The sequence below is a fragment of the Alteromonas naphthalenivorans genome, from assembly GCF_000213655.1.
GTDB lineage: Bacteria > Pseudomonadota > Gammaproteobacteria > Enterobacterales > Alteromonadaceae > Alteromonas > Alteromonas naphthalenivorans.
Window position 1 is genome coordinate 61,511 of sequence record NC_015554.1, and the last position, 13,808, is coordinate 75,318.

The following is a 13,808-nucleotide window of genomic DNA, read 5'->3' on the forward strand; positions in this document are numbered from 1 at the left end:
TCAAAACTAACAAACCAAAGGAAATCTTATGCAAAATATCAATCAACAAGTCAATAACCAGTTAAGTAACTTAAAGCTAAGCGGTATACGTGATGCACTATTGCAGCAATATGAGCAACCCAATCTATACGTAGAACAAAGTTTCGAAGAGCGGCTAAGTTTATTGCTTGAGCATGAAATAACACAGCGTGACCAGCGTAAAATTGATCGCTTAACTCGTCAAGCAAAGTTCAGAGTTGGCGGCACACTGGCTCAACTAAACTATGGCGCAGCACGACAACTCGATAAAACTCAGATCCGTTCATTAGCACAAGGTGAATGGCTTCGCCTTCATCAAAACATCTTGATCACGGGCGCAACGGGGTGTGGCAAAACTTACCTCGCTTGCGCGCTTGGTCAAAACCACTGCCAACAAGGGAGTAGCGTTTATTATTTTAGGCTTAAAGAGCTATTAGAAAAGATGTTCTTAGCGCAAGCCGATGGTAGTTATCGAAAACTGATCAACAAGCTTAGCTCTGCCAATTTACTGATCCTAGATGATTGGGGATTAGAGCCATTAACAGCTCAACAACGCAGTGATTTACTGGAATTAATTGATGCGAGATATGACACAAAATCGACCTTAATTGCCAGCCAATTACCGATAGAAAATTGGTATGAAATGATCGGAGAATCGACACATGCTGATGCGATCCTAGATCGGCTTGTTCACGGAGCAATAAAGTTGGAATTAAAAGGCGAATCGATGCGAAAAAAACTAAATTCCTTGACTGATGGCGATCACTCAAGTTAGATTTTACTAAGGTCTACTGGCAGACAAAAAAGTGATCGGCTTGAATAGTATTGACCGATCGGCTTCATGGTATTACGCATTAAAAACTTCACTGCTGAAGAAGCAATGAAACAGCAAGGTATGGATTTCCAGCCACACACCACTGACGTTTACACTCGCATTGGTGAGAAAGGCGAAACCGCTTCATGGGATTTGTATTTGCAAGAACTTGAGCCAGAGCAGTTAGATGATTTTGACTTCAACCCGTTAGATACCACAAAGATCTGGCCTGAGAAGTTAGTTGCTTCACGCAAAATTGGTCGCATGGTGTTAAACCGTGTACCTGACAACTTTTTTGAAGAAACTGAGCAAGCTGCATTTGCACCAAGTAATCTAATTCCAGGTATCGAGCCATCAGAAGACAGAATGCTACAAGGTCGTTTGTTCTCTTATGCTGATACCCAGCGCTACCGTTTAGGTGTTAACGCTTACCGTATTCCGGTAAACGCGCCTAAAAATGTTGAGATTAACAACCACGAGCAACATGGCCAGCTTCGTACTACATCAACTAACCGTGATGTTAACTATCAGCCTAGCCGTCGCTTAGATTTGAATGAAGATCCAGCATACCGTTACTCAAGCAAGCCGCTTGCAGGTATGACACAGCAAATTCCTTTCTACAAGGAACAGAACTTCAAACAAGCGGGTGAGTTCTACCGCAACCTTGATAAACAAGGTCGTAAGAACTTAATCAACAACATGGGTGGTGCATTAGCATCGGTACCTGAAGAAGAGGTTCGCGTTATCATCAGTGCATTCATGTACAACGCTGATAAAGAATACGGTACCGGCGTTGCTAAGCTAGCTAAGGTTTCTATCTCGCAAGTACGTGCAGAAGCAAAAGCACTAATGGACGAGCAAGCAGCCCGCGCTGCTAAAGCGAAGAAAGTAGCGGAAAGCTTAACTGCCCTTATGCAATAAGTAACACCACTATCAACTCGCCCTACCTATTTAGGTAGGGCAGTTATAGTTATCAAAGACTTCGTTTGAACCACCTGTTTTACCTTGTAGCTTTTTTCATATCAACTACTCATATTTATCATTATTAAAGACGACATAGGAGACCCACAATGCACATCGTTAAACGCACACTTTTGGTTTTTACTTTAATGCTTAGCGTGAGTCTATGTCATGCGCAATCCAGTATTGATGAGCTGAAAGCGCACTATTTTGATGCCGCGCGTGAGGGCAACGTTGAATTGCTTCAAGCCTTTTATCAGGCCGGTCTTGATGGAAACGTAGCTGATGAAAAAGGTTATACCGCACTTATTCTAGCGGCTTACCATGGTCACAACGATGCGGTTAATTATTTACTTGGCAAGGAAAATATCAATGCCTGCCAGGAAGATAACAAAGGTAACACCGCACTAATGGGTGCTATTTTCAAAGGGCATTTGAGTGTGGCTAGAAAACTGATGTTTGCACAATGCAATATCGATGAAACTAACTCTCAAGGTCAAACGGCACTTATGTTCGCTAGTTTGTTCGATAGGCAGTCTTTAGTGAATGAGTTAATTGAGCAAGGCGCTAACCCGCAGCACAAAGACTTGGCAGGTAACTCAGTGGCCGATATTGCCTTATCGCAAGGCAATTATAAATTGGCGAAAACGCTGAACGAGTCAAACGTTAATCGGTGATACCTCTCGGTTTACATTATCAATGATAGAAATGGGGCGCTCGCCCCTTTTTCCATTAACACCTCAAAAACGTTTAGCTAAAATATTGAGTCTCCACTATAGATTGTCATTTTATTTAATTACTCTTATGCCTATTGAGCTAGATAGAGTGAATTGGTCTATCTTCAAGTAGTATGTCTAGTTCCCAGCGCGCAGTGTAAATGAAATACCTAAGGGGATCTCATGAATGAAGTTTGACTCTATAAAATCTAGGCTTGTACTAATGACACTGATTTGTGTTGTTGGAATGGGCATGCTGGTGGTCAGTCAGCATTATTTTACGCAGCGGCTCATTGAATTGAATCAGCAAAGGAATTTGTTGCTTCGCATGGGGCAAGATTTATTGCAAATGCGGCGCCACGAGAAAGACTTTTTGATGCGCCATCAGCAGGAGTACTTTCAGTTATTTATCGAGCGTTCTGAGAGTTTTAGCACTCGGCTTAATCAGCTTACGCCTTTAATTAGCGATTATGATATGCCCATGTCGCAGTTAGGGAATTTAGCCGAAGGCTTGGATGAATACCAACAACTTTTCCAGCAAGTCGTTGCGCTACAAACCAAGATAGGGCTTACCCCAACATCTGGCTTGCTAGGGCAAATGATTAATACTGAGGGGGAATTGCTCAGTCAGTCGTATTTTGATGTTGGGTCTAATGCGCTCATTCAACTTGACGGCGCAAGATTAGCTATTCGCGATTTTCAACTAACCCGTAATAACTATTACGCCACCCTTGCGGTTCAAAGTATAGAGCTACTGGCGCAGGAGCGTAACGCGGGTAAATCAGAACAGGTAAATGAACTACTTAGCGTGTATAAAGAAACCGTGAGGGCGCTTGCTATTGCCCATCAAACGCTAGGTCTTACTCACAATGAGGGTTTGGTAGGGCGTTTTCGGCGACAAGCTCACAATGTGGAACAACAGCTCACATTAATTGACAACGCTTTACAGCCTATTATTGAAAACCAAGAGCAAAAAGTAAAAATATACAGTATTAGTATTGCGGTGCTCACCTCAGTGCTTTTAATTTTAATTCTAGTAAAGAGCTTTGCCACATTTCACCGAGCTTTCTCTAATTTCGTTATGTTCTTCTATCGGTGTAAGCGCCAATATCAGCGGATGGATCCGAGGAAACTCGGTTTTGCTGAGTTCAAATCGTTGGCTGAACTTGCCAATGAAATGGTAGAGTCTCGTCAAGCAATTGAAGAACGACTCGCTGTTGTGGAAGCAGAATTAGCACAAAAGCAGAGAAAATCAGAGACAAGTTGAAGGTAGGTGAACGTAAATATGCAATTTAACAAATTAGGCGGTAGCGACTTATCGGTATCGGATATTTGCCTTGGCACCATGACATGGGGCATTCAAAACACGCAGCAAGACGCCGATGAGCAATTAGCAATGGCAATTGATCATGGTGTGAACTTCATCGATACCGCCGAAATGTACCCTGTTCCACCGAACGATAAAACCTACGGTGATACCGAGCGCATCTTGGGTAACTGGTTAGCAAGAAATCCTGCCGCCCGTAATTCTCTAGTCATTATGACAAAGGTTGCCGGCAGTGGCTTAAGTTACATCCGTGACGGTGGCCCCATTACATCTCATGCGGTAGAGGTGGCGCTGGATAATTCGTTAAGCCGATTAAATACCGATTATGTAGATGTCTACCAATTACACTGGCCGAATCGCGTTACCCCGCATTTTGGAAAGCATTGGCCTGACCGTGCTAACCCTATAAAAATTAATAAGCAGCAAGAAATTGAGGGTATGCGAGATATTTTATCCGGCATTAAAAAAGCACTCGATGCAGGGAAAATTCGTCATTGGGGATTATCTGATGATACACCTTGGGGTATTCATACGTTTTTAACGCTGTGCAAAGAAATGAATATTCCTTTTCCAGTTTCAATTCAAAACGAATTTAGTTTACTGCATTTAAAAGATTGGCCGTATTTGATTGAAACCTGTGTACTTGAAGATATTGCCTATTTACCTTGGTCGCCACTGGCTACAGGTATGCTAAGTGGTAAGTACATGAATGGTGATAGACCCAAAGGTTCAAGGTGGACACTGGTTCAGCGCCAAGGATTATTCAGAGATAAAGAGCCCGCCCGTGAAGCCACCGCTCGTTATGTTGAAATTGCCAAGCGAGCAAAGATTACCCCGTCGCAATTGGCTTTAGCGTGGTGTAAACAAGTGCCAGGTGTGACTTCTACCATTATTGGCGCGACGACCACCGAGCAGTTAGCTGAAAACTTGTCGGCATTTTCACTTAACCTAGATGAAAGCACATTGAAACAAATAGGCGAGGTGGTTCGCCGCCATCCGTTAGGTTATTAGATACTGTGGTAACAAAAGGTGCAAACATTAGAGCGTAAGTTTCTAATATTACGGGCCAAGTCACAACGACTTGGTGCAAGCCCTAAACACAGCCTGTCTTACCCAAGAATTGCAGTAAGGTTATAAATTGCGGTGATTTTATACTGTCGACGTTGGTCATTTATCTGTCACAACTTCGTCATAGTATAAATTCACTGTTATTTATTGACTGTCACCTTTTATGTCTCTATCAGATTCGCCCCTTGTTTGTGAAACCGAAACCCAGCATGGCAACTGGCGCCGTTGGCTATTGCTTATTGCACTAGTGTATTTAATGCTGTTGGCCGTTAGCATGATAGGAAGCGGCTTTAAACTTGCTGCCGGCGATCACGCAAAAACGCTATTCACTTTTGCTAGTAATCCCATCATGGGGCTGATTATCGGCATGGTAGCTACCGCGCTCATTCAATCTTCAAGTACGGTAACCTCTATTATTGTTGGCATGGTGGCAGGTGGATTACCTATCACCATCGCCGTGCCTATGATGATGGGGGCTAATATTGGCACCAGCATCACCAACACCCTTGTTAGCCTTGGGCATGTCGCTAAAAAAGATGAATTCCAACGAGCATTTAACGCCGCGACTATTCACGATTTCTTCAATGTGATGTCGGTGATTATATTCTTGCCTCTAGAAATGGCCTTTGGGATTTTGGAGCACTCTAGCGCCTTTGTAGTGTCTATGCTCAATACGGGTGGCACAATGGGCGTTGACGGGTTTAATCCTATCAAAGCACTTACCCAGCCGGCACTTAACGTGGTAACAGGCATGGTTAGCGGTTTGCCTTCAGTGTACCCCGGTATCGTTAAGATCATTCTCGGTATTGGGCTTATTGTTACCTCAATTACCTACATGGGGAAAATCATGAAATCCCTTATGGTAGGTAAAGCAAAAGATATTCTGCATAAAAGCATCGGTAAAGGGCCTATATCGGGTATTTCTTCTGGTGCACTAATGACAGTGCTGGTGCAATCTTCTTCTACTACCACCTCTTTAGTGGTGCCGTTAGTGGGCAGTGATATTCTAAAGGCAAAAGATATTTATCCCTTTACCCTTGGCGCTAATATTGGCACCTGTATTACCGCGTTAATTGCAGCGCTGGGTGTGGTGGGTGTGAATGCCGCGTTTGCATTACAAATTGCCCTTGTGCATCTGTTATATAACGTTTTTAGCGTGGTGTTAATTTACGGTACGCCAATGTTGCGCAATATTCCGTTAGATTTGTCTTATAAACTGTCGGTTATTGTCGCCGAGAAGAAATTTTACGGGGTAGCGTATATTGGTGGGCTATTTTTCTGCATGCCGCTAGGTATCATTTTTATGTCAGTTTGATTTTATTGACCTCTGTTTCTATCTGATATTGCGTGCTAGTCACGTTCTAAAGCGAAACCAAACCTATAAAAAAACCGCGCTATTGCTTAGCGCGGTTTTCTTTTAACACGGGGTGTTCTTTACGAATTAAAAGGCGTATTTTGCAGAAACCTGTAAACGGTTCATATCACCTTCTAACCCTTCTTCAATTTCGCGATGTGCAAACGCGTACTCTGCACCAAAGGTAAGGGCTTTGGTAGGCGAATACAGTAAGTTAGCACGCGCGCTGTAGCTGCTTTCTGTCACGCTAAGGCCGGTAAGAGTAGTGTCGTTATCAATATCTAACGCTGAAAACATGAAGCTGCTTCGCATTCTGTCGTTCCAAAGGTGACGATAGGCAATAGCGTAACCCGTTGAATCGATAGCTTCCAAATCTCCATCGGCGGTGATGACTGCGCCATTTGCAGCATTCAATGCGGAATATCTACCCATCCCTTGGCCTGTATTCACCATAAAGCGAATATCATCGCCGCTCGACAACTTGTATTTTCCTGACAAGGCGACACCATAACTGGTTTCATCGGCGTCAATTCCACTGCCATCATCATATGAAAGTTGACGTACCAGACCTGCTATTTTCACGTAGCCCCAGTCTTGTTTAGCGGTGTAGGCGGCGACGAAATCAGGAACGGCGTTATCGTCAGCCACAATTCGGCTACCACCACCGTTGGGTGTTACCGTAGTTTCAGGATTCTCTAACGCCAATTGTAAACCGCCGTTGGTGTATCGCACCATGACTTGTCTACCGAATGTAATGCCGTCTGTCGTACCAATGAAATCAAGAGATTCTGGTAGGGAACCTACATCCATAAATGTGGTCCATGTTTGACCCACTAACCATTCTTTGTATTGAATGTAGGCGTGGCGAACACGGGGGGTGTAAGAGTTACTAATGCGTTCATCACCACCGCTAGTGACGATAAAATCTAATTCTAATACTCCTTTGATTTCATCACCTTCCGCTGTTGGCGTGTTGGTGCTAAATCTAAAACGAGATTGACGAATATGTGCATCAAATTGGGTGCCTTCATCGCCACCGGAAACCGGCGTTAGCGAGGGAATGTAAAAATCTCGACCAATACTACCGGAACCTAGCGTGCCTTCAGAGTAGTTGCTCACCATCGCGTCGGCTTTTATGTAGCCGGTGAATTTAACGCTGGTATCGCCTAAGTCAGCGGCGCTAACGAATGTTGCGTTAGACGCTGCAAGTGCTAACGATACGGCTAGCACTGAGTTTTTTATTATGGCTTTCATTATATTTGCCCTAAAGTGTGGTTAAATAAATGTAAATTCAAAGTTAACTTCTATAGATTTGCCGACCTTGGTGCAAATTGAAATAAGCTAATGGTCGCATACGACTATAGTCGTAATTGGTGAGTAGTCGAATTCCTAGGACTAAAGTCCATAAACCGTAAGACCAAAGTCGCATTTTTACTTTATAGTCTAATCATTACAGTGTTTAGTATATGAAAGCATTTCACATTATTGATATTGGAGGCAATTTTTTATGACTGCCAGTAAGATTTTTTCTGTTCCTGACGCGATTAAAAGTAACACCCATTTAACGGATGCTCAGTACGCTGAGATGTATGCTAATTCTGTAGCACACCCTGAAGCATTTTGGGCTGAACATGCAAACTTACTTGAATGGTTTAAAAAGCCGACCAAAGTGAAAAACACCCATTTTGGTGACAATGATGTTTCTATTAAATGGTTTGAAGACGGTGAATTAAATGCCAGTTACAACTGTATCGACCGTCACCTAGCAGACAGCGCTGATAAAGTGGCTATTCACTGGGAAGGTGACTCCCCTGAAGACAGCCAAGATATTACTTTTCAAGAAGTGCACGATGAAGTTTGTAAATTAGCTAACGCTCTTAAATCTCTAGGTGTGACTAAAGGCGACAGAGTCGCTATTTATATGCCAATGGTGCCCGACGCTGCTTACGCTATGTTGGCGTGCGCCCGAATTGGTGCTATTCACTCTGTTATTTTTGGGGGGTTCTCGCCGAACGCGATTGCCGATCGTATTAATGATAGCGATGCCAAAGTGGTTATTACGGCAGATGAAGGCCGCCGAGCGGGTCGCTCTGTACCTCTAAAAGCCAATGTAGATAAGGCCTTGTCAAAAGGTGCTTGCCCATCCATTACTCATGTCATCGTTAAGAAAGTAACAGGTGAAGATGTAGCGTGGAACGAAAGTCACGATGTATGGTGGGATGAGCTGGTGGCTGAGTGCGCCACAACGTGTGAGCCTGAAGTGATGAACGCGGAAGACCCACTGTTTATCCTGTATACATCGGGTTCAACTGGCACGCCTAAAGGCGTAGTGCATACTACCGGTGGTTACTTGCTTTATACCGCCATGACCTTTAAATACGCCTTTGATTATCAAGAAAATGATGTTTACTGGTGTACTGCGGATGTCGGTTGGATCACAGGACACAGCTACATGGTCTACGGCCCTATGATCAACGGCGCTTCTCAGGTGTTTTTTGAGGGCGTACCTACTTATCCTGACGTGCGTCGTATTGCGCAAGTAGTAGAAAAATACAAAGTAAACAGCCTTTACACGGCACCAACGGCTATTCGTGCATTGATGGCGCATGGTGATAAGCCAGCAGAAGGTTGCGACTTATCTTCGTTACGTTTACTCGGTACAGTTGGTGAACCAATTAACCCTGAAGCGTGGGAATGGTATTACCGTGTAATTGGCCAAAGCCGTTGTCCTATCATGGATACATGGTGGCAGACTGAAACTGGTGGCCATATGATAACGCCATTACCTGGTGCCACAGCACTTAAGCCTGGTTCTGCCACGAGGCCATTCTTTGGTATTCAGCCTGCGCTTTTCGATGCTGAAGGCAACGAACTTGAAGGCGCAGCCGAAGGTAACCTTGTGATTAAGGATAGCTGGCCAAGCCAAGCTAGAACTGTATATGGCGACCATCAACGCTTTATCAGTACCTACTTTAGTGCTTACAAAGGTGTATACTTTACCGGTGATGGCGCAAGACGTGATGAAGATGGTTATTACTGGATTACAGGGCGCGTCGATGATGTGTTAAATGTATCCGGTCACCGTTTAGGTACTGCTGAAATTGAGAGCGCACTAGTGGCGCATCCAAAAGTGGCTGAAGCGGCTGTAGTGGGCTTCCCTCATGATATTAAAGGGCAGGGCATTTACGTCTACGTTACTCCAATTGACGGTGTTGCCGTTGATGATGCGCTAACCACAGAGCTTAAAAACTGGGTGAGACAAGAGCTTAGCCCCATTGCGACACCTGATAAAATACAGTGGTCGGCTGGCTTACCTAAAACCCGTTCAGGTAAAATTATGCGTCGTATTTTGCGTAAAATTGCTGCGAACGAACATGAGCAACTTGGTGATATATCTACATTGGCGGATCCGTCAGTTGTTGATACACTCATTGAGGAGCGATTAAATAAATCATAAAGGATAATGCAATGACAACCCTGTTAATTGCCGATGATCATCCGTTGTATCGGGATGCCTTAAGAGGCGCTTTGTCATTGTCTTTACCAGCGCTGACGCTATCAGAAGCTGGTGATTTAACATCGACAGTCGATATTCTCAATCGCGAGGATATCGACCTGTTGCTGCTTGATTTACATATGCCGGGCAGCAACGACCTTTTCGGGTTAATTCACATTCGTAAACTGTTTCCTGACGTACCTGTAGCAGTAGTGTCTGGTACGGAAGATACCCAACTTATATCAAAAATCATGAGTGCTGGGGCGCTGGGATTTATCCCTAAAACTGCCAGCTCTGGTGATATTGCTAATGCGGTACAAGCTATTTTAGATGGGGATGTATGGCTACCACCTAATTTAAGCGATAGTGTCGATGAGATTGATGAGGAGTTTTCTGAGCTTGCAGATAATGTAGCCTCACTAACACCGTCTCAATACAAAGTACTGTGCTTTATGCGAGATGGGTTACTTAACAAGCAAATTGGTTATAATTTGGATATTGCCGAAGCTACGGTAAAAGCCCACGTTACTGCGATTTTCAAAAAGCTTGGCATAAATAATCGTACTCAAGCGGTATTAATTGCATCTCAACTAGAGCTAGAGCCGCCCGCTACAAGTGATCATTAGTCTTTTCCAGCGGTACGTCAATCGGTTCAATAAGCAAATCGGATTCATAATAAGTAAGGTAATGCTTAAGCGCTGCCTTACTTTGTTCGCTTAACAAAGGGTTCTCAATTTCAATCTCAGTGCGTCCACGCATCAGCGTCATGCTGTCTTGGTAAACAGGCTGCGCTTTTAAGAATGCCTGAAATTCTCCAGATTCCAGCAAGACAGTAAGCCCTTCATTGATTCGGTTAGCCAAGGCCTCCTGATCTGATGCAACGAAGTAAAATAAAGGGCTGTCATAAGACACCAGCAGGTGTGGCTCAATTTTCAATGTGCTGTCAGGTTGCTTGTCCAATTCATGTTGTATTTCCATTACACTGCGCGGAAACATATCGGCAAAACCTTCAGACACAATTCGAAAAGAGGCTTGATAAGTAGTTTCAAGCACGGGAATTTCATTGTGGCGAAAAATACGAGTGTCAGGCCAGTCATAACCCTGTACCGCGCGCATTGATTTTAGACTTTCAAGCGATAGCGGTGCATCGAAGCGACTATCATCGGCGCGAATAAGCATAATACGCTTGCCAAAAAATCCGCCCATGATAGGAATGCGTATTGCGCGATGTAGTTTTTCTCTGTCGATAGAAGACACGCTCCATGTGATATCTAACATGTCGTGTTCTAGGCTTCTTAATTGGCGCTCTTGCGCAATTTCCTGTTTGCTGACTTGTAACTCAAAGGTGCCATACTTATCTTCTGTCACTTCCATTACTTTTGACAGCAGTGTTTTGGCGTATGCGTAAACGGGATCTCGACCAGGATGCACATTAGGAAGACGCAGCACTTTATGAGGCAACGTTGCTTTAGCGTCTTTTTCTAGACTAGGCGAGTCAGTAACCTCGCCTGCAAAAACCAGTGGAGTGAATAAGCCGCTCAGCAATATGAAAGCTGACGAGAGCAATGTTCGGCTGATCGTATTTCCTATCATTGTATCGACGGTTAATCCTTCCCTGTAAGTAAAAATTCATGCTCGGGATCAACCAAAAAATGGCCACTCATGGCTTCTCTGCCAAGCAACATAAGATACGTCATTTCAGAGCGGTCTGTTAGGGTTAACTGAATATCCCATTGCACACTATCCATGATTATAGGCGTTACTATCACATAACGCTTCTCTCTTGTGGCCGTTGAGCTTTTTACCCGTTTTTTTCCTTCAACTTTTACTTCTCTTCTTACCACTCTATCCACATTATGAATATCGGGGTGAATATCGAAGCGTATCCACAATTCATCATCTACATCAAACTCTTCAATGTTATCTACATGCAAAGAGGAGGTTGCTGCGCCGGTATCAACCCGAACATTTAAATCTGTGATGGTAAATGCAGGAAGGTCGCATAACTCAACCGCACCCACTACTTTCTTATTTTTCATGTATTCGCCTTCAATCAAGTATATTCCGTTTCACCTGGTAGCAGGTTGTCTTGCAATAACTCAACGTGTTCTGCCACTGTATCGGGTTGTGAGAAATAGGCAATGTGATATACCGCTTCTCCTTCTTGAGTCAGTGGTATGTTTTGTTTACCTACCACCACGCCCTCGGCTGGACTTTCAATACTGGCCAAATACCCCCCAAATGGGTCGGCAATAGTCGCCAGTTTATCTCCTTTGTTCACATGATCGCCAAGTTGGGCTAAATGAGTAACAAAACCGCTTTCTGTCGCTCGTATCCAGCCACTTTGCCGCGCAATAAACCGCTCAATACTATGGCCTTTACTGCGACTCTTGTTAAGCATACCCAAATGACGCATGGTATTAATAATACCGCGAAGTCCTGCGCGAATAGAGAACTCATCGTATCGCAGGGCTTGCCCTGCTTCATAGAGCAAAATTTTAACGCCACTCTCGCTGGCGGTTTCACGTAACGAACCTTCACGTAGCTCAGCGTTTAATAATACGGGAACGCCAAACGCCTTTGCCATCTCTAGTACTTCAGGATCGTCTAAGTCAGCGCGAATTTGCGGTAAATTACTGCGATGGATTGCACCGGTATGCAGGTCTATGCCTACATCGCACTTTTGCACAATTTCCTTTAAGAACAAGTTGGCGAGTCGACCGGCCAACGAGCCTTTTTTACTGCCAGGAAAGCTGCGGTTGAGATCGCGACGGTCAGGCAAATAGCGAGACTGGTTTAACACCCCGTACACGTTCACCATAGGCACCGCGATTAGGGTACCTCTTAACCGTTCAATGGCCCGTGAGCGAATGAGTCTGCCTACAATTTCGATACCATTGAGTTCATCACCATGGATAGCGGCGCTAACAAACATCGTTGGGCCAGGGCGTTTACCACGGGTAACATACACGGGAATGCTCATGTTTGTCGCGGTGTATAACGGGGGCATCTCCAGCTCAATTTTCACTGATTCGCCTGGCGCGATACTCTGCCCACCAATGACTAAATTATCCACTGCCACTTAGCCTTTACCTCGTGTTTTGGTTTTGTGCGGCTCTGCACTTTTTTCAATAAATTCAATGATCATACCGGCCACATCTTTATTAGTGGCTTTTTCAATGCCTTCTAAGCCTGGTGAAGAGTTTACTTCCATCACTACAGGCCCATTATTTGAACGCAAAATATCTACGCCACAGCAATTCAAACCCATCGTTTTAGCAGCGTCTACGGCAGTTTTGCGTTCAGCTGGGCTTAGTCTTACCAAGCTGGCTTGACCGCCTCTATGAAGGTTAGAGCGAAACTCACCCGGTGCCGCTTGTCGTTTCATTGCGGCAACCACTTTACCGCCTACTACGAAGCACCGAATATCAGAGCCACCGGCCTCTTTAATAAACTCTTGCACTAGGATACTGGCATTTAACCCCATGAAGGCTTCAATAATTGATTCAGCCGCTTTATGGGTGTCGGCTAATACCACACCAATACCTTGAGTACCTTCAAGTAGTTTAATGACCACTGGCGCGCCGCCCACAGTTTTTATCACGTCTTCTATCTTATCAGGGTGGTGAGCAAAGCCAGTTCGCGGCATGCCAATGCCTTTACGTGATAACAGTTGTAGAGAACGTAACTTGTCTCTAGAGCGGCTTATCGCCACAGACTCATTAACACTATAGGTGCCCATCATTTCAAATTGGCGTACAACCGAAGTACCGTAAAAGGTAACAGAAGCGCCAATGCGAGGAATAACCGCATCGTAATAAGGAAGTCTTTTACCTTTGTAGCGCACCGATGGACGAGAACTGGTGATGTCCATATAGCAATGCATGGTATCAATAACATCTACTTCATGACCGCGAGCACGACCTGCTTCTACTAAACGAGAGGTTGAATAGAGACGAGAATTCCGAGATAAAATCGCTATGCGCATTGTAAATTGCCTGTTGTTATAAATTTTCAAAAAAGTGCTGCTTAATCTTTAGCACCTTTTTGGGTGC

At 44.3% G+C, this 13,808-nt stretch carries 12 protein-coding genes and 1 pseudogene; 8 read left to right on the forward strand and 5 right to left on the reverse strand.

Annotated elements, in window-relative coordinates; translation table 11 throughout:
* Positions 1-28: 28 nt before the first annotated feature.
* The 6 genes and pseudogenes from istB to AMBT_RS00300 all read left to right on the forward strand — a co-directional run bounded on the left by istB (position 29) and on the right by AMBT_RS00300 (position 6,218).
* A complete protein-coding gene (istB, locus tag AMBT_RS00275; RefSeq protein WP_013782552.1) occupies positions 29-793 on the forward strand; it encodes an IS21-like element ISShfr5 family helper ATPase IstB in 765 nt (254 codons plus the stop codon).
* Between the two features lie 78 nt (positions 794-871).
* Positions 872-1,753, forward strand: a pseudogene (locus AMBT_RS00280) (catalase); the annotation flags it as partial.
* A gap of 149 nt (positions 1,754-1,902) precedes the next feature.
* Positions 1,903-2,469 carry an ankyrin repeat domain-containing protein gene (locus AMBT_RS00285; protein WP_013782554.1) on the forward strand — a complete coding sequence of 189 codons (567 nt, stop codon included), beginning with the start codon at positions 1,903-1,905 and terminating at the stop codon, positions 2,467-2,469.
* A gap of 226 nt (positions 2,470-2,695) precedes the next feature.
* Positions 2,696-3,775 carry a hypothetical protein gene (locus AMBT_RS00290; RefSeq protein ID WP_013782555.1) on the forward strand — a complete coding sequence of 360 codons (1,080 nt, stop codon included), beginning with the start codon at positions 2,696-2,698 and terminating at the stop codon, positions 3,773-3,775.
* A gap of 18 nt (positions 3,776-3,793) precedes the next feature.
* Positions 3,794-4,846: an aldo/keto reductase gene (locus tag AMBT_RS00295; RefSeq protein WP_013782556.1), complete on the forward strand. Its 1,053-nt coding sequence runs from the start codon at positions 3,794-3,796 to the stop codon at positions 4,844-4,846.
* Positions 4,847-5,066: 220 nt separating this feature from the next.
* Entirely contained in the window at positions 5,067-6,218 is a 1,152-nt protein-coding gene (locus tag AMBT_RS00300; protein WP_013782557.1) for a Na/Pi symporter, read from the forward strand.
* A 126-nt stretch (positions 6,219-6,344) separates the two neighbouring features.
* Here the strand turns inward: AMBT_RS00300 and AMBT_RS00305 are convergent, their stop codons facing one another.
* Complete coding sequence (locus AMBT_RS00305) at positions 6,345-7,511, reverse strand: DcaP family trimeric outer membrane transporter (protein WP_013782558.1); 1,167 nt, start codon at positions 7,509-7,511, stop codon at positions 6,345-6,347.
* Between the two features lie 253 nt (positions 7,512-7,764).
* Between AMBT_RS00305 and acs the strand changes: the two genes are divergently transcribed.
* Together acs and AMBT_RS00315 are read left to right on the forward strand one after the other, a co-directional pair.
* Complete coding sequence (gene acs, locus AMBT_RS00310) at positions 7,765-9,714, forward strand: acetate--CoA ligase (RefSeq protein ID WP_013782559.1); 1,950 nt, start codon at positions 7,765-7,767, stop codon at positions 9,712-9,714.
* An 11-nt stretch (positions 9,715-9,725) separates the two neighbouring features.
* Positions 9,726-10,379 carry a response regulator transcription factor gene (locus AMBT_RS00315; RefSeq protein ID WP_013782560.1) on the forward strand — a complete coding sequence of 218 codons (654 nt, stop codon included), beginning with the start codon at positions 9,726-9,728 and terminating at the stop codon, positions 10,377-10,379.
* Here AMBT_RS00315 and AMBT_RS00320 read toward each other — a convergent pair.
* The 4 genes from AMBT_RS00320 to rimK are packed head-to-tail and all read right to left on the reverse strand — an operon-like array spanning position 10,363 to position 13,741.
* The gene (locus AMBT_RS00320) at positions 10,363-11,346 is read right to left on the reverse strand and encodes a transporter substrate-binding domain-containing protein (protein ID WP_013782561.1); all 984 of its coding nucleotides are present in this window, start codon (positions 11,344-11,346) and stop codon (positions 10,363-10,365) included. The genes AMBT_RS00315 and AMBT_RS00320 overlap by 17 nt on opposite strands.
* 11 nt (positions 11,347-11,357) lie before the next feature.
* Positions 11,358-11,792: an ATP-dependent zinc protease family protein gene (locus AMBT_RS00325; RefSeq protein WP_041452659.1), complete on the reverse strand. Its 435-nt coding sequence runs from the start codon at positions 11,790-11,792 to the stop codon at positions 11,358-11,360.
* Between the two features lie 14 nt (positions 11,793-11,806).
* The gene (locus AMBT_RS00330; protein WP_129740149.1) at positions 11,807-12,829 is read right to left on the reverse strand and encodes a succinylglutamate desuccinylase/aspartoacylase family protein; all 1,023 of its coding nucleotides are present in this window, start codon (positions 12,827-12,829) and stop codon (positions 11,807-11,809) included.
* Positions 12,830-12,835: 6 nt separating this feature from the next.
* Positions 12,836-13,741, reverse strand: coding sequence for a 30S ribosomal protein S6--L-glutamate ligase (gene rimK / locus AMBT_RS00335; protein ID WP_013782564.1), 906 nt, complete (start codon positions 13,739-13,741; stop codon positions 12,836-12,838).
* Positions 13,742-13,808 lie beyond the last annotated feature (67 nt).